Origin of the sequence: Streptomyces sp. Isolate_45, from assembly GCF_024721315.2 — a bacterium.
GTDB lineage: Bacteria > Actinomycetota > Actinomycetes > Streptomycetales > Streptomycetaceae > Streptomyces.
This window is the reverse complement of the sequence record NZ_JANFAK020000056.1, coordinates 1-18658: the sequence shown is the minus strand read 5'-3', so window position 1 is coordinate 18658 and position 18658 is coordinate 1. Positions and strand designations below refer to the sequence as shown.

General features: G+C 69.8%; 14 protein-coding genes. 5 read left to right on the top strand and 9 right to left on the bottom strand.

Annotated features, from left to right (window positions below):
* Positions 1-141: 141 nt before the first annotated feature.
* Both NOD94_RS19565 and NOD94_RS19560 read left to right on the top strand, forming a co-directional pair.
* Positions 142-381 carry a chaplin gene (locus NOD94_RS19565; RefSeq protein ID WP_281207276.1) on the top strand — a complete coding sequence of 80 codons (240 nt, stop codon included), beginning with the start codon at positions 142-144 and terminating at the stop codon, positions 379-381.
* A gap of 432 nt (positions 382-813) precedes the next feature.
* Positions 814-957 carry a hypothetical protein gene (locus tag NOD94_RS19560; protein WP_281207275.1) on the top strand — a complete coding sequence of 48 codons (144 nt, stop codon included), beginning with the start codon at positions 814-816 and terminating at the stop codon, positions 955-957.
* Between the two features lie 901 nt (positions 958-1858).
* Here the strand turns inward: NOD94_RS19560 and NOD94_RS19555 are convergent.
* The 9 genes from NOD94_RS19555 to kdpF (NOD94_RS19515) all read right to left on the bottom strand — a co-directional run bounded on the left by NOD94_RS19555 (position 1859) and on the right by kdpF (NOD94_RS19515) (position 11948).
* Positions 1859-3130, bottom strand: a complete 1272-nt coding sequence (locus NOD94_RS19555) for an APC family permease (RefSeq protein WP_281207274.1) — start codon at positions 3128-3130, stop codon at positions 1859-1861.
* A 191-nt stretch (positions 3131-3321) separates the two neighbouring features.
* A complete protein-coding gene (locus NOD94_RS19550; protein WP_281207273.1) occupies positions 3322-5868 on the bottom strand; it encodes a sensor histidine kinase KdpD in 2547 nt (848 codons plus the stop codon).
* Positions 5869-5906: 38 nt separating this feature from the next.
* Entirely contained in the window at positions 5907-6596 is a 690-nt protein-coding gene (locus tag NOD94_RS19545; RefSeq protein WP_281207272.1) for a response regulator, read from the bottom strand.
* A gap of 122 nt (positions 6597-6718) precedes the next feature.
* Positions 6719-7435: a potassium-transporting ATPase subunit C gene (locus tag NOD94_RS19540; RefSeq protein WP_281207271.1), complete on the bottom strand. Its 717-nt coding sequence runs from the start codon at positions 7433-7435 to the stop codon at positions 6719-6721.
* Positions 7436-7441: 6 nt separating this feature from the next.
* Positions 7442-9547: a potassium-transporting ATPase subunit KdpB gene (gene kdpB, locus NOD94_RS19535; protein ID WP_281207270.1), complete on the bottom strand. Its 2106-nt coding sequence runs from the start codon at positions 9545-9547 to the stop codon at positions 7442-7444.
* Positions 9544-11208 carry a potassium-transporting ATPase subunit KdpA gene (kdpA, locus tag NOD94_RS19530; RefSeq protein WP_281207269.1) on the bottom strand — a complete coding sequence of 555 codons (1665 nt, stop codon included), beginning with the start codon at positions 11206-11208 and terminating at the stop codon, positions 9544-9546. The genes kdpB (NOD94_RS19535) and kdpA overlap by 4 nt, the downstream gene beginning before the upstream one ends.
* A gap of 8 nt (positions 11209-11216) precedes the next feature.
* A complete protein-coding gene (gene kdpF / locus NOD94_RS19525) occupies positions 11217-11306 on the bottom strand; it encodes a K(+)-transporting ATPase subunit F (RefSeq protein WP_037633766.1) in 90 nt (29 codons plus the stop codon).
* A 239-nt stretch (positions 11307-11545) separates the two neighbouring features.
* The gene (locus NOD94_RS19520; protein WP_281207268.1) at positions 11546-11824 is read right to left on the bottom strand and encodes a hypothetical protein; all 279 of its coding nucleotides are present in this window, start codon (positions 11822-11824) and stop codon (positions 11546-11548) included.
* Between the two features lie 34 nt (positions 11825-11858).
* Positions 11859-11948 carry a K(+)-transporting ATPase subunit F gene (gene kdpF / locus NOD94_RS19515; RefSeq protein ID WP_267724319.1) on the bottom strand — a complete coding sequence of 30 codons (90 nt, stop codon included), beginning with the start codon at positions 11946-11948 and terminating at the stop codon, positions 11859-11861.
* Between the two features lie 244 nt (positions 11949-12192).
* Between kdpF (NOD94_RS19515) and NOD94_RS19510 the strand changes: the two genes are divergently transcribed.
* The 3 genes from NOD94_RS19510 to NOD94_RS19500 all read left to right on the top strand — a co-directional run bounded on the left by NOD94_RS19510 (position 12193) and on the right by NOD94_RS19500 (position 18553).
* Positions 12193-14097 carry an APC family permease gene (locus NOD94_RS19510; RefSeq protein WP_281207267.1) on the top strand — a complete coding sequence of 635 codons (1905 nt, stop codon included), beginning with the start codon at positions 12193-12195 and terminating at the stop codon, positions 14095-14097.
* A 221-nt stretch (positions 14098-14318) separates the two neighbouring features.
* Positions 14319-16469, top strand: coding sequence for a potassium-transporting ATPase subunit KdpB (kdpB, locus tag NOD94_RS19505; protein WP_281207266.1), 2151 nt, complete (start codon positions 14319-14321; stop codon positions 16467-16469).
* Positions 16470-16615: 146 nt separating this feature from the next.
* Positions 16616-18553, top strand: a complete 1938-nt coding sequence (locus NOD94_RS19500; protein WP_281207265.1) for an amino acid transporter — start codon at positions 16616-16618, stop codon at positions 18551-18553.
* Positions 18554-18658 lie beyond the last annotated feature (105 nt).

Sequence of the window (18658 nt, the reverse complement as noted above, 5' to 3'; positions counted from 1 at the left end):
TCATTCGATCGAGCGAACCCGGCCCCCACCGCCCGGCCGCCGTGCCCTCGGCACCGAAACCCGTGCTGAGGCCGGCCGGCAGTGCCTCCCCAGGGTCCGATAGGGGCTCCGGACCCGGAATCTTGTTCTCTGGAGGCAACCGTGTCCCGTGTTCTGAAGAGTGCTGCACTGGCCCTCACCGTCGCGGCCGCCGTGCTCGGCGCCGGGTCGGCGGCCTTGGCCGATGCCGGTGCCGGGGGCGTGGCCGCCCATTCGCCGGGCGTCGGCTCCGGCAACCTGATCCAGATCCCGATCCACATCCCGGTCAACGCCTGCGGCAACTCGATCAGCGTCATCGGGCTGCTGAACCCCGCCTTCGGGAACACCTGCGTCAACGCCTGACCCCCACCCGCTCCGGCCCGCTGCCTACAACGGGAGTCACGGGCCGGACGATCCCCGCTCGACGTGCTTCGGGAGTGTCCGGTGGACTCCTGTGCCCTGAGGGGTGAGCGCGATGGAGGGGGATCCGCTGCGGGTGGCGGTCGGCACCGCCACCCGCGGCACCGTCCGTCTCGGACGAGGGGAAGTGCCCTTGCCCGAAGAATGTGCGCGGCGTCTTTCCCGACGCGCCTGCGGCCTCGCCTCGCCCAGGCGGCAGCGATCCGGCGGAGCCGGCCTCCTCAGGGTCCCGAGCCGTCGGCGAGGCCAGGACACGGTGATGCCGCACCACCAAAGAAGCTCACACCCGGTTCGCGGCGCCGGCGGCCCAAGGCCAATCCTGCGGCCGTCGTGCCGCGAATCAGTCATGAGGAGAGTTTCTGTGAGGTGGGCCCCATGACCGACGAGGAGTTCGAACAGCTCCTGGCGCAAGCGCGGGCGGAGGCGCGCCGGATCAGCTTTCCGCCGGCGGCCTCCGACGAGGATGCGGAGTACGGCTTCCACCCGCAGCACGCGGAATTCGGAGCGTCCGCGCACTGACGGGCCTGCGACGGCCGCGTTCGTCCCCTCGGAGCTCCACCGGAATTCCGAATCGTCGGACGTCAACATGCCGGAACTGCCGTTCGCCGGCGGGGTGGAGTGCGTGATACGGGGAACCGGCCGCAATGGCACCCATATGTCGGGCCGAGCCGGCGACGCGGGCATCCAGCACCCGGATTTGGTTATTGCACGCCATATGCAACAGTCGGGCTGGTCCCCATTCGGGCCAAGAGGGTGCTGATGTGTCGCATTTGATTTCAGCACGTGTTTCCGGCCCGTTCTGCGGCTTTTACCAGGACATTCGATGCGGGGGACGCCGAGGAACCGTCGCCGGGCGGCCGGAGTGGTCGTCGAGTCGGCTTCCGGCGTGCCTTCCTGCCGTCTGCGCAGTCATGCGTGGTGGTGTGTTCCGGAGTGGCGGCCCCGTCGCCTTCCCCGCCAGTCCTGGACAGTGCGAGTCCGCTCGCCACGCTGCCGACCGTCATTCCACCTTCCCCGCCTCCCTTTGCCGTGCCCCGTGGGCCGTCCGCAAGAGGGGGCTTCACGCTGGAAGGAACCCTGTGAAGGCAACCGTCAAGCCCCGTTCGCGACGCCGCCTGGACCAGCGGGACACGGATCGCGATGCTCGCTCCAGGGGAAGTTCGGCCTGGATGGTGAAGCCGCCCTTGCTGCGCGGGGTCCGTCCGCAACCGGCCTCCGAGAACGGTGACGCGTGTGATCGGAGGTCCTGTCCTTGCCCGACCAGCGGCAGCACACACCTCGGTCCGGTCTCTCGCCGCCACCGTCCACGACTTCAGCCTCGGACGGCTCGGGGCCACACCGGCCTCGGCGGTCGGGCTCCGGGGCGTTCCCGCCGAGCCGGCTGACCGGAGCGGATAGACATGCGGTCCAGCTCCGTGGGTCATGCTCTGCGGGCGGTCACCGCGCGGCGTATTCCGTAGGCAGCGGCGCCCGCTGCGAGAACGGTGGCCCCTGAGATCACCGAGGAGGCCGGGAGGGCGAAGGCGAGGACGAGGCAGCCGGCCAGTCCGACGACCGGAATGATCCGCGCCGGTCGGCCCTCCTCCGGGGTGAGGGTCCAAGCGGAAGCGTTGGCAATGGCGTAGTAGGCGAGCACGCCGAAGGAGGAGAACCCGATCGCCCCGCGTACGTCGACACTCGCGGCGAGCACGGCCACGACGGCGCCGACCACCAGTTCGGCACGGTGCGGCACCTGGAACTTCGGGTGCACGGCGGACAGGGCGTGTGGCAGATGCCGGTCGCGGGCCATGGCCAGGGTCGTGCGCGAGACCCCGAGGATCAGGGCGAGGAGCGAGCCGAGTGCGGCCACGGCCGCGCCCACCCGCACGACCGGCGCCAGCCAGTCCGCGCCCGCGGCCCGTACGGCATCCGACAACGGAGCCGTGGCGTCGGCCAGTTCCCGTGGGCCCAGCGCGACCAGGACGGCGACGGTCACGGCAGCGTAGACGGCGAGGGCGATGCCGAGAGCGATCGGGATGGCCCGCGGAATCGTGCGGGCGGGGTCGTGGACCTCTTCCCCGAGCGTGGCGATGCGGGCGTATCCGGCGAAGGCGAAGAACAGCAGGCCCGCTGCTTGGAGCACCCCGCCGAACGTCGCGTCGTCACCGATGGCGAGCCGGGTGGTGTCCACGTCGCCGCCGGTGACGGAGACGACGACCACCGCGGCCAGGACGGCCAGGACGATGGCGACGATGGCCCGGGTGAGCCAGGCGGACTTCTGCACCCCCGCGTAGTTGACGGCGGTCAACGCGACCACGGCTGCGACCGCCACCGCGTGTGCCTGATCGGGCCATACGTAGGACCCGACGGTAAGTGCCACGGCGGCGCAAGAGGCGGTCTTGCCGACCACGAACGCCCATCCGGCGAGGTAGCCCCAGAACTCGCCCAGCCGCTCCCGACCGTAGACGTACGTTCCTCCCGAGGCGGGGTGGCGGGCGGCCAGGCGGGCCGAGGACGTCGCGTTGCAGTACGCCACCACCGCGGCCGGCGCCAGGGCGAGCAGCAGCCCCGACCCGGCCGCGCCGGCCGCAGGGGCCAGGGCAGCGAAGACGCCCGCCCCGATCATCGCCCCCAGACCGATCACCACGGCGTCGAACACACCCAGGTGCCGCTTCAACTCGCCCGTGCCCGCAGGCTCCGATACCGCACCCATCGTTCGCTCCCCGACCACACTCCGGCAGATCTACCGGCGCACCGTATAGGAGCGAGGTGACGAGGCGGGGGCGGGGCAGGCTGAACGGTACCGGCGGCGCGCTGCCCCCGCCCACCGAGCAAGCCACGAATTCCCCGACATGGTCGGGGCCCGCCGGCCACGAACGCCGCCCCTCCGCCGGCGGCACGGAGTCAGGTGACCGCCGAGGTCGGAAGTTCCGCGCTGACCGGGGGAGCGCTGCCCGCCGTGGGGAGGGTGATGACCATGGTGAGGCCGCCGCCGGGAGTGTCCTCTGCCGTGAGGGTGCCGCCGATGGCCTCCGTGAAGCCGCGGGCGACGGCGAGGCCGAGCCCGACCCCGGCGCCCCGTGGAGCGTCGCCGTGGCGCTGGAAGGGCTCGAAGATCCGGTCCTTGGCCTCGTCCGGGACCCCGGGCCCGCGGTCGACGACCCGCAGTTCGACCCGCTTGCCGAGGGCGCTGGCGGACACGTGGACGGGCCGGCCGTCGGGGCTGTACTTCACGGCGTTCTCGACGATGTTGGCGACGGCCCGTTCCAGCAGACCGCGGTCGACGGCGATCATCGGGAGCGTCTCGGGGATGTCCAGGTCGACGCTGTCCTCCGGAACGCCGCCCAGGGCCATCGGGACCACCTCGTCGAGGTCCGTCTCGCGGATCAGCGGGACGACGGTGCCGGTGTTGAGACGGGACATGTCGAGCAGGTTCCCGATGAGGGCGGCGAGGCGGTCGGCACCGTCCTCGATGCCTTCGAGGAGCTCGGCCCGGTCTTCCTCGGACCACTCGACGTCGGCCGAGCGGAGGGAGGTGACGGAGGCCTTGATGCCGGCGAGCGGGGTCCGCAGGTCGTGGCTGACGGCGGCCAGGAGGGCGGTGCGGATGCGGTTGCCCTCGGCGAGCGCCCGTGACTTCTCGGCCTCGTCGACGAGGCGCCGGCGGTCGAGGACCACGGCCGCCTGTGCGGCGAAGGCACCGAGGACACGGCGGTCCTCGGCGGGCAGCACCCGGCCGGTGAGAGCGAGGGCCATGTCGTCGCCCATGGGCAGATCCACGTCCGCCTCCTCCGGACGTCCGACCGGGCTGGTGCCCACGGAAGCAGCCGTGGTCCAGGGGTCGACTTCGCTGGTGCGCTCCAGGAGGGCGACCGACTGCATGGCGAAGGTCTCGCGCAGGCGTTCAAGGAGGGCGTCGAGGGAGTTCTCGCCGCGCAGGACGCTGCCGGCGAGGAAGGAGAGGACTTCCGACTCGGCGCGCAGCCGGGCGGCCTGGTGGGTGCGCCGGGCGGCCAGGTCGACCACCGAGGCGACGGACACCGCCACACCGACGAAGATGGCGATGGCGACGATGTTCTTCGGGTCGGAGACGGTGAACTCGTGCAGCGGCGGGGTGAAGAAGTAGTTCAGCAACAGGGAGCCGAACGCTGCCGAGGCCAGTGCGGGGAGCAGCCCGCCGAGCAGTGCCGCCGCCACCGTGAAGGTCAGGAAGAGCAGCATGTCGTTGGCCAGGCCCAGGTCCGGCACGACCAGGTTGAGCAGGACGGCGAGCAGCGCGGGCCCGGCGATGCCGGTGAGCCAGCCCCAGATGATGCGGGAGCGGCCGAGGCGTGCGCCCCGTGCGACGGGCAGGGTGCGTCGGCCCTTGGCGGCCTCGTCGTGGGTGACGATGTGGACGTCGAGGTCCGGGCCGGATTCGCGGGCGACCGTGGCGCTGACACCGGGGCTGAAGACGGACTGCCACGACCGTCTGCGGCTGACGCCCAGCACGATCTGGGTGGCGTTGCACCCGCGGGCGAACTCCAGCACCGCGTCAGGGACGTTGTCGCCTATGACGTGGTGGAAAGTGCCGCCGAGGTCCTCGACCAGCGTCCGCTGGACGGCGAGTTCCTTGGGGGAGGCGGAGGTGAGGCCGTCGCTGGCGGCGATGTAGACGGCCAGGACCTCGCCGCCCGCCCCCTTCTCGGCGAGGCGGGCCGCGCGGCGGATGAGCGTACGGCCCTCCGGGCCACCGGTCAGGCCGACGACGATGCGTTCGCGGGCCTGCCAGGTGGAGCGAATGTTGTGCTCGCCCCGGTACTCCTGCAGGTACTCGTCCACGCGGTCGGCGACCCAGAGCAGCGCGAGCTCGCGCAGGGCGGTCAGGTTGCCGGGGCGGAAGTAGTTGGAGAGGGCCGCGTCGACCTTGTCGGGCTTGTAGACGTTGCCGTGGGCCATCCGGCGGCGCAGCGCCTGCGGCGACATGTCGACCAGCTCGATCTGGTCGGCGCGCCGCGCCACCTCGTCCGGGACGGTCTCGCGCTGCCGCACACCGGTGATCGTCTCGACCACGTCGCCCAGCGACTCCAGGTGCTGGATGTTGACGGTGGACACGACGTCGATGCCGGCCTGGAGGAGCTCCTCAACGTCCTGCCACCGCTTGGCGTTGCGGGATCCAGGGACGTTGGTGTGCGCCAACTCGTCCACCAGCGCCACTGCCGGGCGCCGCGACAGGATCGCGTCCACGTCCATCTCGGTGAAGGTGGAGCCCCGGTACTCGATCTCGCGCCGTTCGACCAGTTCCAGGCCGTGCAGCATCACCTCGGTGCGGGGCCTGGAATGGTGCTCGACGAAGCCGACGACGCAGTCCGTGCCCCGCTCGATCCGGCGGTGCGCCTCGGACAGCATGGCGTACGTCTTGCCGACGCCCGGCGCCGCGCCGAGGTAGATGCGGAGCTTGCCGCGTCCCATGTTCCGTCTCTTCTTCTTGGTGGGAAGGGGGGTGGCGATCAGGGTTCGAAGCGGTATCCCATACCGGGTTCGGTGATCAGATAACGGGGGTGGGAGGGGTCCGCTTCCAGTTTGCGCCGGAGCTGGGCCATGTAGACGCGCAGGTAGTTGGTGTTCTCCCCGTACATCGGCCCCCACACCTCCAGCAGCAGTCTGCTCTGGGTGATCAGACGACCGGGGTGGGTGATGAGGATCTCCAGCAGGTGCCATTCGGTCGGCGTGAGCCGCACGCCGCGCTCGCCCCGCCGCACCTTCTTCGCGGCCAGGTCGATGGTGAACCCGGCGGTCGTGACGACGGAGACCTCGGTGGCCTGCGAGGCCGCCGGGGCCTCCTGTCTACGGGTGGCCGCTCGGAGGCGTGCCAAGAGCTCGTCCATGCTGAACGGTTTCGTCACGTAGTCGTCGGCGCCGGCGTCCAGGGCCCGGATCTTGTCCTCGGAGGTGTGGCGTGCGGAGAGGACCAGGATGGGGACCTTGCTCCAGCCGCGGACGCCCTTGATGACGTCGATGCCGTCCATGTCGGGCAGGCCGAGGTCCAGCAATATGACGTCCGGCTTACGCGCCGCCGCGAGCCGGAGGGCCGATCCGCCGTCGCCGGCCTCCTCGACCTCGAACTTGCGCGCCTGGAAATTGATCCTCAGCGCGCGGACGAGCTGAGGATCGTCCTCCACCACCAGCACCCGGGTCATCGGTGTGCAGCCCTTCCTTCGGTACGGACACGGCGGGAGCCGACGGTGCGTTGCCGGCCCCCGGCCGGGGGCCGGGGGAGCGGCGCGCCCCGCCGGCTCCCGGAGACGTGCGTTGTGGAACATCAGCTCTTGGAGAGCGCCTTCAGGGCGATGTTGAGTTCGAGGGCGTTGACGCGCGGTTCGCCCATGAAGCCGAGGGCGCGGCCGGTGGTGTGGTCGGCCACGAGCTTCTCGACCTGCTTGACGTCGAGCTTGTTCTGCTCGGCGACCCGGTGGACCTGGAGCTTGGCGTACTCGGGGGAGATGTTCGGGTCGAGGCCGGAGCCGGAGGAGGTGACGGCGTCGGCGGGGACGTCCTGCGGCTTGACCTGGTACCCGGCTGTGGAGTTGTCCGCGATGACGGCTTCCTTGGCGGCGACGACCTGGGCGCAGAGGGTGCCTTCCTCGGCGTCCTTGGTGCACTGGCCGTTGACCGCGCCGTTGTCGGCGGACCGGTTGGTGGCTCCGGACAGGATCAGCGAGTACCGCGTGTTGACGCTGTTGCTCCCGAGGCCGTTGGAGGGGCGCGGCTGGAACCACTTCAGGTCCGGCCGGGCCGCCTCCTCGGCGTCGTTCGGATCGGTCTTCGGGAGGTTGTACGTCTGCCCGATGAGGGAGGAGCCGACGACCTGGCCGCTCTTGTCCTTGATCTCGGAGCCGTTGGCCTTGTCGCTGAACAGGGCCTGGGCGATCCCGGTGACGGCGAGCGGGTAGATGACCCCGCAGAGCACGGTCAGGACGAGCAGGGCGCGCAGGCCCGCCCCGAGCAACCGTGCCGCGTTTCCTACAGAGTTGTTCATCGCAGATCAGCCGATTCCGGGGATGAGGGAGATGAGCAGGTCGATGAGCTTGATGCCGATGAACGGGGCGACGAGGCCGCCGAGTCCGTAGATCCCGATGTTGCGGCGGAGCATCCTGTCGGCGCTGGTGGGCCGGTACTGGACGCCCTTGAGGGCGAGCGGGACGAGCGCGATGATGATCAGCGCGTTGAAGATGACGGCGGAGAGGATCGCCGACTCCGGCGAGTGCAGGCCCATGATGTTGAGCTTGTCGAGGCCCGGGTGGACCACGGCGAACATGGCCGGGATGATCGCGAAGTACTTGGCGACGTCGTTGGCGATGGAGAACGTGGTCAGCGCGCCGCGGGTGATCAGCAATTGCTTGCCGATCTCCACGATCTCGATGAGCTTGGTGGGGTTGGAGTCGAGGTCCACCATGTTCCCGGCCTCCTTGGCGGCCGAGGTGCCGGTGTTCATGGCTACGCCGACATCGGCCTGTGCGAGGGCCGGGGCGTCGTTCGTGCCGTCGCCGGTCATCGCGACGAGCTTGCCGCCGGCCTGCTCCCGCTTGATGAGGGCCATCTTGTCCTCGGGGGTGGCCTCGGCGAGGAAGTCGTCGACACCGGCCTCTTCGGCGATGGCCTTGGCGGTGAGCGGGTTGTCACCGGTGATCATGATGGTCTTGATGCCCATGCGCCGCAGCTCGTCGAAGCGTTCGCGCATGCCCTCCTTCACGACGTCCTTGAGGTGGATGACGCCCAGGACCCGGGCACCCTCGTCGTCCTTGACGGCGACCAGCAGCGGGGTGCCGCCGGCTTCCGAGATCCGGTTGGCGAGGAGGTCGGCGTCGTCGGAGACCTGGCCGCCCTGTTCCCGCACCCAGGTGATGACCGATCCGGCCGCGCCCTTGCGGGTCTGCTTGCCGTCCACGTCGACACCCGACATGCGGGTCTGGGCGGTGAACGCGATCCACTCGGCGTGCGCCGGCTCGCCCTGGTGGCGCTCGCGCAGCCCGTACTTCTCCTTCGCCAGGACCACGATGGAGCGGCCCTCGGGGGTCTCGTCGGCGAGGGAGGACAACTGGGCGGCGTCGGCCAGTTCGGCGTCCGTGGTGCCCTTGACCGGGACGAACTCGGAGGCCTGGCGGTTGCCGAGGGTGATGGTGCCGGTCTTGTCGAGCAGCAGGGTGGAGACGTCGCCGGCGGCTTCCACCGCACGACCGCTCATCGCGAGGACGTTGCGCTGCACGAGCCGGTCCATGCCCGCGATACCGATGGCGGAGAGCAGCGCGCCGATCGTGGTCGGGATCAGGCAGACCAGCAGGGCCGTCAGCACGATCATCGACTGCTCGGCGCCCGCGTAGATCGCGAACGGCTGCAGGGTCACCACGGCCAGCAGGAAGACGATGGTCAGCGAGGCGAGCAGGATGTTCAGCGCGATCTCGTTGGGCGTCTTCTGCCGGGCCGCGCCCTCCACCAGGGCGATCATGCGGTCGATGAAGGTCTCGCCGGGCTTCGTCGTGATCTTGATGACGATCCGGTCGGAGAGGACCTTCGTACCGCCGGTGACGGCCGAGCGGTCGCCGCCGGACTCGCGGATGACCGGCGCGGACTCGCCGGTGATGGCGGACTCGTCGACGGACGCGACGCCTTGGACCACGTCACCGTCGCCGGGGATGACGTCCCCGGCCTCGCAGACCACCAGGTCACCGATGCGCAGCTCGGCTCCCGGGACCTGTTCCTCGCTCCGGCCGTCCTTGCTCAGGCGGCGCGCGACGGAGTCGGTCTTGGCCTTGCGCAGGGTGTCGGCCTGCGCCTTGCCGCGGCCTTCGGCGACGGCCTCCGCAAGGTTGGCGAAGATCGTGGTCAGCCACAGCCAGCCGGTGATGGCCCAGCCGAACCAGTCCGTCGGATCCTTGACCGCCAGGACGGTCGTCACGACCGAGCCGATCAGGACCACGAACATGACCGGGGACTTGATCATGACGCGGGGGTCGAGCTTGCGCACGGCGTCCGGGAAGGACCTCAGTAGCGCCTTGGGGTCGAACAGCCCCCCGCCGACGCGGCCGGCAGGCGGCTTGTGGCCGGTGGGCAGGTCGTCGTGCGGAGCACGGGTCCGGGTGGCGGTGCTCATGAGGCGAGCCCTTCGGCGAGCGGTCCCAGCGCGAGGGCCGGGAAGTAGGTCAGACCGGTGATGATCAGGATCGTGCCGACGAGCAGGCCCGCGTAGAGCGGCTTGTCCGTGCGCAGGGTGCCGGCCGTCTCCGGTACGGGCTTCTGCTCGGCCAGCGAACCGGCGAGGGCCAGCACGAACACCATGGGAAGGAAGCGGCCCAGCAGCATCGCGATGCCGATGGTGCTGTTGAACCACTGCGTGTCGGCGTTGAGGCCGGCGAAGGCGGAGCCGTTGTTGTTGGCGCCCGAGGTGTAGGCGTAGAGGATCTCGGAGAATCCGTGCGCGCCCGAGTTCGTCATCGAGTTCGCCGGGGTGTCCAGCGCCATGGCCGCCGCGGTGAAGCCGAGGACCAGGGCCGGGGTGATGAGGATGTAGCAGGCCGCGAGCTTGATCTGCTGGGTGCCGATCTTCTTGCCCAGGTACTCGGGGGTCCGGCCGACCATCAGGCCGGCGATGAACACCGCGATGATCGCCATGATCAGCATGCCGTAGAGGCCGGAGCCGACACCGCCGGGCGCGATCTCGCCGAGCTGCATGCCCAGCATCGCGATGCCGCCGCCGAGCCCGGTGTAGGAGGAGTGGAAGGAGTTGACCGCGCCCGTGGAGGTGAGGGTGGTCGCGACGGCGAAGATCGACGAACCGCCGACCCCGAAGCGCGTCTCCTTGCCCTCCATCGCCCCACCGGCGACGTCGAACGCCGGGCCGTGGTGGGCGAACTCGGTCCACATCATCAGCGCGGTGAAGGCGATCCAGATGATGCCCATCGTCGCGAGGATCGCGTACCCCTGGCGCAGGTTGCCGACCATGCGCCCGAAGGTGCGGGTCAACGCGAACGGGATGAGCAGGATCAGGAAGATCTCGAAGAGGTTCGAGAAGGGGGTGGGGTTCTCGAAGGGGTGGGCGGAGTTGGCGTTGAAGTAGCCGCCGCCGTTCGTACCCAGTTCCTTGATGACTTCCTGCGAGGCCACGGCCCCGCCGTTCCACTGCTGTGTGCCGCCCAGGAACTGGCCGACCTCGTGGATGCCGGAGAAGTTCTGGATGGCGCCGCAGGCGACCAGCACGATCGCGCCGATCACCGAGATCGGGAGCAGGATGCGGACGGTGCCGCGGACCAGGTCGGACCAGAAGTTGCCCAGCTCACCGGTGCGGGAACGCGCGAACCCCCTTACGAGTGCCACCGCGACGGCCATGCCGACTGCGGCGGAGACGAAGTTCTGCACCGCGAGGCCGCCGGTCTGAACGACGTGGCCCATGGCCTGCTCGCCGTAGTACGACTGCCAGTTGGTGTTGGCGACGAACGACGCGGCGGTGTTGAACGCCTGGTCCGGGTCGATCGAGGAGAAGCCGAGCGAGCCCGGCAGGCTGCCCTGCACGCGCTGCATCAGGTACAGGAACAGGACGCTCGCGGCCGAGAAGGCGAGGACGGCGCGCAGGTAGGCGGGCCAGCGCATCTCGGCCGACGGGTTGGCGCCGATGGCTTTGTAGATCCACTTCTCCGCGCGGTAGTGCTTCTCCGAGGAGTAGACCTTGGCCATGTGGTCGCCCAGCGGGCGGTAGGCCAGCGCGAGCGCGGCGATCAGCGCGAGGAGCTGGAGCACTCCAGCGGTTACGGGGCTCATGTCAGTGCTCAGAACCTCTCCGGGTACACGAGGGCGAGGACGAGGTAACCGAGCAGGGAGACGGCGACCAGCAGGCCGACGATGTTCTCGACCGTCACAGCTTGGTCACCCCCCGGGCGATGAAGGCCACCAGCGCGAACACCGCGAGCGTGGTGACGACGAAGGCCAGATCGGCCATCGTGAGCTCCTGGATGAAGAGGGAAGTAATGAATCGGCCAGACGGCCGATAACGAGATAACCGTGTCTTCAGCCCGGCGTTAAGACGCCTTGACGGCCTCCATACGGACGCCGGGGAACTCTTGACGCCGTCCTGACGCGCGAGGCCGTGAATCGCAGATCAGCCCTGGTGGGACAGGCCGGCCGTGTCCAGGGCGGCGCCTGCCCGCGTGGCCGGGGCGACGGACACCAGGCGGGCCCCTTCGGGCGGCAGGGGGCGTCCGGGGAGCCCCACCCGGGTACCGAGCGCGGCGACCGCGACCACCACGACGACCATGATCAGAGCCTCGTTCGTCGCGGAGAGCTCCGTGCGGAACGGCACGAGCGCGAGCGCCACGAGGAAGGGGGCCACGAGCCCCGCCGGCAGGGCGGCGGAGTCGTGGAGTCGGTACCCGGACATGTGAAGCCTCCTGTCCGGAGGGCAGAGCATCGGATCAGAACTTCTCGGGCCTGATCAGAGCCGCCACGAGATAGCCGAGCAGGGCGAGGGCCACGATGAGCCCGACCACGTTTTCCGCGTCCATCCGCTGCTTCTCCTTCGGTGTGTGAGCTCGGGCTGCGTCGCCCACTTCCAGCGTGCCCCCGGACGCCGGCGCAGCCACGCACCCTGGCGGGCTCTTGACGCACCTCATACGGCATTCGGGCCCCGGCGTCAGGAACGCGTGAAGAGTGGGCCGGTGGGCGTATGGATCACGCCAAACACCATGGTCATCCGGCCACGACGTCCGGACGCTGTCCTCACTTTGCCCAACGGAGGAAACAGCGAAGATGGCTATGCACATGCGAAAGCCGGCCGCGGCAGGACAGGCGCCGAGCACGGAGGAACCTCCTGATACCGGCGTCGCGGCGCCCGCCGCGGGGGACCGGCACCGGCTGACCGCCCTCCAGGGCCTGGCCGCGCTGTCGCTGGACGCGATGGCCTCCGTCGCCTACGGGCCCGAGTCGATCGTGCTGGTCCTGGCGGCGGCCGGTGCCTACGGCCTGGGGTTCACCCTCCCCGTAACCCTGGCGATCGCGGCGCTGCTCGCCGTACTGGTGGCCTCGTACCGGCAGGTGATCGCGGCGTTCCCGGACGGCGGCGGTTCGTACGCCGTTGCCAAGAAGCACCTGGGCCGACGTACGAGCCTGGTGGCCGCGGCCTCGCTGATCCTTGACTACGTCCTGAACGTGGCCGTCTCCGTCACCGCCGGCGTCGCCGCGCTGACCTCGGCCTTTCCCGAGCTGTACGGCGAGCGGGTCTGGATCTGCCTCGGGATCCTGGTCCTGGTCACGGCGGTGAACCTGCGGGGTGTCGTCGATTCCGCCAAGGCCTTCCTCGTCCCGACGGCCGTCTTCGTCGGGTCGATCCTGACCATGGTCGCGGTCGGGCTCTTCCGCGACGGTCCGGTGAGCACCGCCTCGGCCGCCGGACACCCATCCGCCCTGGGGGAGGGAGCCACCGCGATCGGCGCGCTCCTGCTGCTGAAGGCCTTCGCGGCCGGCTGCTCCGCCCTGACGGGCGTCGAGGCGGTCGCCAACGCCGTGCCGTCCTTCCGGGCCCCGGCCGCCCGGCGCGCCCAGCGCACCGAGGTCGCCCTCGGTGCCCTGCTCGGCGTCATGCTGATCGGGCTGTCGGTGCTGATCGGCCGTTTCCACCTCCAGCCGGTCGGGGGCGTGACCGTCCTTGCCCAGCTCGCGGACGCCTCCTTCGGCCACAACGCGGCCTTCTACGTCGTCCAGTTCGCGACCATGGTGCTGCTGGCGCTGGCCGCGAACACCTCCTTCGGCGGGCTTCCGGTGCTCATGAGCCTGCTCGCCCGCGACAACTACCTGCCGCACGTCTTCGCCCTCAAGGCGGACCGCCAGGTGCACCGCCACGGGGTCGTGTGGCTGGCGCTCGTATCGGGTGTCCTACTGGTGTTCTCCGGCGGCGACACCAACACCCTTGTCCCGCTCTTCGCGATCGGCGTCTTCGTCGGCTTCACCATCTGCCAGGTCGGCATGGTCCGGCACTGGTTCGGCGAGCGCCCCAAGGACCGGCGGGCGAAGGCCGTCCTCAACGGCTTCGGTGCCCTGCTCACCGGCGTCGCGGCAGTCGTCGTGACCGCCACCAAGTTCACCGAGGGCGCCTGGCTGATCGTGCTCGCCCTGCCGCTGCTCGTCCTCGGCTTCGAGAAGGTGCGCCGTGCGTACGCGCAGATCGGCGAACGCCTGGAACTCGGCCGCATCCCGCAGCCGCCGCACCGCACCCGCTCACTGGTCGTGGTACCCGTTTCCGGGCTCTCCCGCCTGACCCGTCAGGCGCTCACCGCCGCCCGCTCGCTCGGCGACGAGGTCCGTGCCGTGACCATCACGCACTCCGCTCCGGAGGACCGGCAGGCAGCCGAAGCGCTCCGCCGTGACTGGGAGTTGTGGAAACCCGGTGTCGAGCTGACCGAGATCACCTCGCAGAGCCGCTCGCTCGGCCGGCCCGTGTCGGCCTACGTGCGCGAACTGGCCCGGACGCACCCGGACGCCCAGGTGACCGTCCTCATCCCGGAGATCGAGCCCGCCCACCTGTGGCAGCGGATGCTCCAGAACCAGCGCGGCTCGGTCGTCGCCCACGCCGTACGCCGCGACACGGACGCCGTCATCTGCCGACTGCGCTTCCGCATCACCGACGACGCACGCCGACCTGCGTTGACGCGCCTTTGACGGCGACCTGACGCGCCTCGTGCGCCGCCGTCAAGAAGGTGCAAATTCCCCCGCCCGGATGGGGGATCACCCATGAACGGGCAGTAGTTTCCTGCCTGTTGCGCCGCCGGGGACCTCGATCACTCACATGACGGCCGAGGGGGTCCATGCGAGACGGTTCCCGGCGGCGACACCCCTCTCCCGCACCCCGCACCCCATCGATCTCGTCAGAAGGTCGCTCCATGCCTACCGCCGCCGCGCAGCACGTTCCCCCGGGTCTCGGCACACCTCCGCGGACTCCGGTCAACCGTCCGTCCCGGAAACGCGCCGGCCAGGCGAACGTGCTGGAGCCCGAACTCCTCGCCGCCTCGGCCCGGGAGGCCGTTGCCAAGCTGCACCCGCGTGAACTGATCAAGAAGCCGGTGCTGTTCGTCGTCGCCGTCGGATCGCTCCTCACCACGCTCTCCGCGCTGATCCACCCCTCCGTCTTCACCTGGGTGATCAGCGTCTGGCTCTGGCTGACGGTCCTCTTCGCCAATCTCGCCGAAGCCGTCGCCGAAGGCCGCGGCCGCGCCCAGGCCGAGTCGCTGCGCAAGACGCGCACGGAGACTGTTGCGCTGCGCCTGAACCACTGGACGTACGGCGCGAACCTGCGCCGCGCCGAGACCGAGGTGGTGACCCCGGCCGAGCTCCAGCCCTTCGACTTCGTGCTCGTCGAGGCCGGCGAATCGATCCCGGCCGACGGGGACGTCGTCGACGGGGCGGCGATGGTGGACGAGTCGGCCGTCACCGGTGAATCGGCCCCGGTCCTGCGGGAGTCGGGCGGTGACCGGACCTCGGTGACCGGTGGTACGACGGTCCTCTCCGACTCGATCGTCGTGCGGGTCACCTCGCGCCCGGGGAACAGTTTCATCGAGCGCATGATCGCCCTGGTCGAGGGCGCGTCCCGGCAGAAGACCCCGAACGAGATCGCGCTGAACATCCTGCTGGCGGCCCTGACCGTGATCTTCATTCTGATCGTGGTCAGCATCCAGCCGATGGCCGCCCATGCGGGAGCCGCCCAGTCGACGACCGTGCTGGTCGCCCTCCTCGTCACCCTCATCCCCACCACCATCGGCGCCCTGCTCTCCGCGATCGGCATCGCCGGCATGGACCGCCTCGTCCAGCGCAACGTCATCGCGCTGAGCGGCCGCGCCGTCGAGGCCGCGGGCGACGTGGACACCCTCCTCCTCGACAAGACCGGCACCATCACCCACGGCAACCGCCAGGCGGTCGAGTTCATCCCGCTCCCGGGGACCGACCACACCAAGCTGGCCGACGCCGCCCAACTGTCCTCTCTCGCCGACGAGACCCCCGAAGGGCGATCCGTCGTCGCTCTGGCCCAGCGGTACGGACTCCAGCCGGCCGCCGCCGAGGACCTCAGCAACCCCCGCTTCACCGAGTTCACCGCCCGCACCCGGATGAGCGGCGTCAACCTGAGCTGGGACAACGGCGCCGGCTGCGCCATCCGCAAGGGCGCGGTGGTGGAGGTCATGGACTGGGTGGTGATGCGCGGCGGGACCGTACAGGCGGAGGCCGCTGCCTGGTCCGCTCAGGTCTCGCAGTCCGGCGGAACCCCGCTGCTGGTCGCGGTCCACGACTGGGACGGCCCGCGTGTCCTCGGCATCATCCACCTGAAGGACGTCGTGAAGGACGGCATCCGGGAGCGCTTCGCGGAACTCCGGGCCATGGGGATCCGTACGGTCATGGTCACGGGCGACAACGAGCTGACGGCCCGCGCCATCGCCGCCGAGGCAGGCGTGGACGAGTACCTCGCCGAGGCCACACCCGAGGACAAGATGGCCCTCATCAAGCGGGAGCAGGCCGGCGGCAAGCTCGTCGCGATGACCGGCGACGGCACGAACGACGCCCCGGCCCTCGCACAGGCTGATGTCGGCGTAGCCATGAACACCGGCACCTCGGCCGCCAAGGAGGCCGGGAACATGGTCGACCTCGACTCCAACCCCACCAAGCTCATCGAGATCGTCGAGATCGGCAAGCAACTCCTCATCACCCGGGGCGCCCTGACGACCTTCTCGATCACGAACGACGTCGCGAAGTACTTCGCGATCATTCCGGCCATGTTCACCGCGGCCTACCCCGGGCTCGAAACCCTCAACATCATGGGCCTGAGCAGCCCGACGTCCGCGATCACCTCGGCGATCATCTTCAACGCGCTGATCATCGTCGCCCTGATCCCGCTCGCCCTGCGCGGCGTCCGCTACAAGCCCGCTTCCGCGCACGACCTCCTGCGCCGCAACCTCGGCGTCTACGGCCTCGGCGGCCTGGTCCTGCCCTTCGTCGGCATCAAGCTCATCGACCTCCTGGTGTCCACCGTCCCCGGCCTCGGCTGATCGCCCCCGCCACTCATCTGGTTCGTCCGCGTTAAGGACGCGTCAGTATTGCCTCACTCCCGCGTAAAAGGGATCTCGCTGCGTACGCTGACTCGGCCGTCGATGTCGATGGCTGATTCTTTTCCGTACGACAGGAGGCCCCCAAGATGGCCACCCCTGCCCGCACGTCACGCCTGCGCGCGTGGATGCTGGAAGGCTTGACCGCCGAGAACAGTTCGCCCGCCGCCAAGGAGGCGGCCGCCCAGCCGCACGGACGGCCGTGGTGGCGGGTCATGTGCCTGACGGGTCTCGACTACTTCTCCACCCTCGGCTATCAGCCCGGCATCGCGTTCCTCGCGGCCGGGCTGCTGTCACCGTTGGCGACCATCGTGCTCGTGCTGCTCACCCTCTTCGGAGCGCTGCCCGTCTACCGGCGCGTGGCAGAGGAGAGCCCGCACGGCGAGGGCTCCATCGCCATGCTGGAGCGGCTGCTGACGTTCTGGAAGGGCAAGCTGTTCGTCCTGACCCTCCTCGGGTTCGCCGCCACCGACTTCCTCATCACCATCACCCTCTCGGCGGCGGACGCCACCGCGCACCTGGTGGAGAACCCGCACCTCACCAGCACCCTGCACGGCCATGAAGTGCTGATCACCCTCATCATGATCGCGCTCCTCGGGGCCGTGTTCCTCAAGGGGTTCAGCGAGGCCATCGGCGTCGCGGTGGTCCTCGTCTTCACGTATCTCGGCTTGAACGTGGTCGTTGTGGCGGTCGGGCTGTGGCACGTGTTCACCGCACCACAGGTCATCACCGACTGGACGGAGGCGTTGACCACCGAGCACGGCAATCCGTTCATGATGATCGCCATCGCGCTCGTCGTGTTCCCGAAGCTGGCGCTGGGTCTGTCAGGCTTCGAGACGGGTGTGGCGGTCATGCCGCACGTGAAGGGCGATCCCGACGACACGGCTGCGAAGCCCGCAGGCCGGATCCGTGGTGCGAAGAAGTTGCTGACCACGGCAGCCGTCATCATGAGCGTCTTCCTGATCTGCTCCAGCCTGATCACGACCCTGCTGATCCCGGCCGCCCAGTTCCAGCCGGGCGGCGAGGCCAACGGACGCGCGCTGGCCTACCTGGCGCACGACTATCTGGGCTCCGCCTTCGGTACGGTCTATGACATCTCCACGATCCTGATCCTGTGGTTCGCCGGCTCCTCCGCGATGGCGGGCCTGCTCAACCTGATGCCGCGCTACCTGCCCCGTTACGGCATGGCCCCGCACTGGGCCCGCGCCCTGCGCCCCATGGTCATCGTGTTCACCCTCGTCGCGTTCCTCGTCACCTGGATCTTCGACGCCGACGTCGACGCCCAGGGTGGCGCATACGCCACCGGTGTCCTCGTCCTGATCACCTCGGCGGCGGTCGCCGTCACCATCGCCGCCAGGCGGGCGGGGGAGCGGGGCTGGACGATCGGCTTCGGCATCATCTCGGCGGTCTTCATCTACACGACTGCGGTCAACATTGTCGAACGCCCCGACGGCGTGAAGATCGGCGCCTGCTTCATCGCCGGCATCATGGCCCTGTCCCTCCTCTCCCGTCTCGCCCGCGTCTTCGAGCTGCGCGTCACGCACGTGGAGTTCGACGACATGGCCCAGCGGTTCATCCGCGACACCGCCAACCGCACGATCCGTTTCATCGCGAACGAGCCCGACAACCGGGACCGCGAGGAGTACCGGCAGAAGAAGGAACAGATCCGCGCGGACAACGACATCCCCGCCGGGGACGACGTGATGTTCGTGGAGGTCACCGTCCTGGACGCCTCCGAGTTCGAATCCGGCATGCGCGTACGCGGCGAAGTGCTCCATGACCGCTACCGCGTCCTGACCCTGGAGAGCTCCAGCATCCCCAACGCGTTGGCCGCCCTCCTCCTCCACGTACGCGACGCGACCGGCCAGCGGCCGCACATCTACTTCGAGTGGACCGAGGGCAACCCGTTCGCCAACTTCTTCCGCTTCTTCCTGTTCGGACAGGGAGAGGTCGCCCCCGTCACCCGCGAGGTCATCCGCGAGGCCGAACCGGACCGCACCCGCCGCCCCCACGTCCACGCGGGCTGACCCCGGATCCGGCGTCAGGATGCCGACAAGAATCGGGGGGGGGGGGGGGGGGGGGGGGGGGGGGGGGGGGGGGGGGGGGGGGGGGGGGGGGGGGGGGGGGGGGGG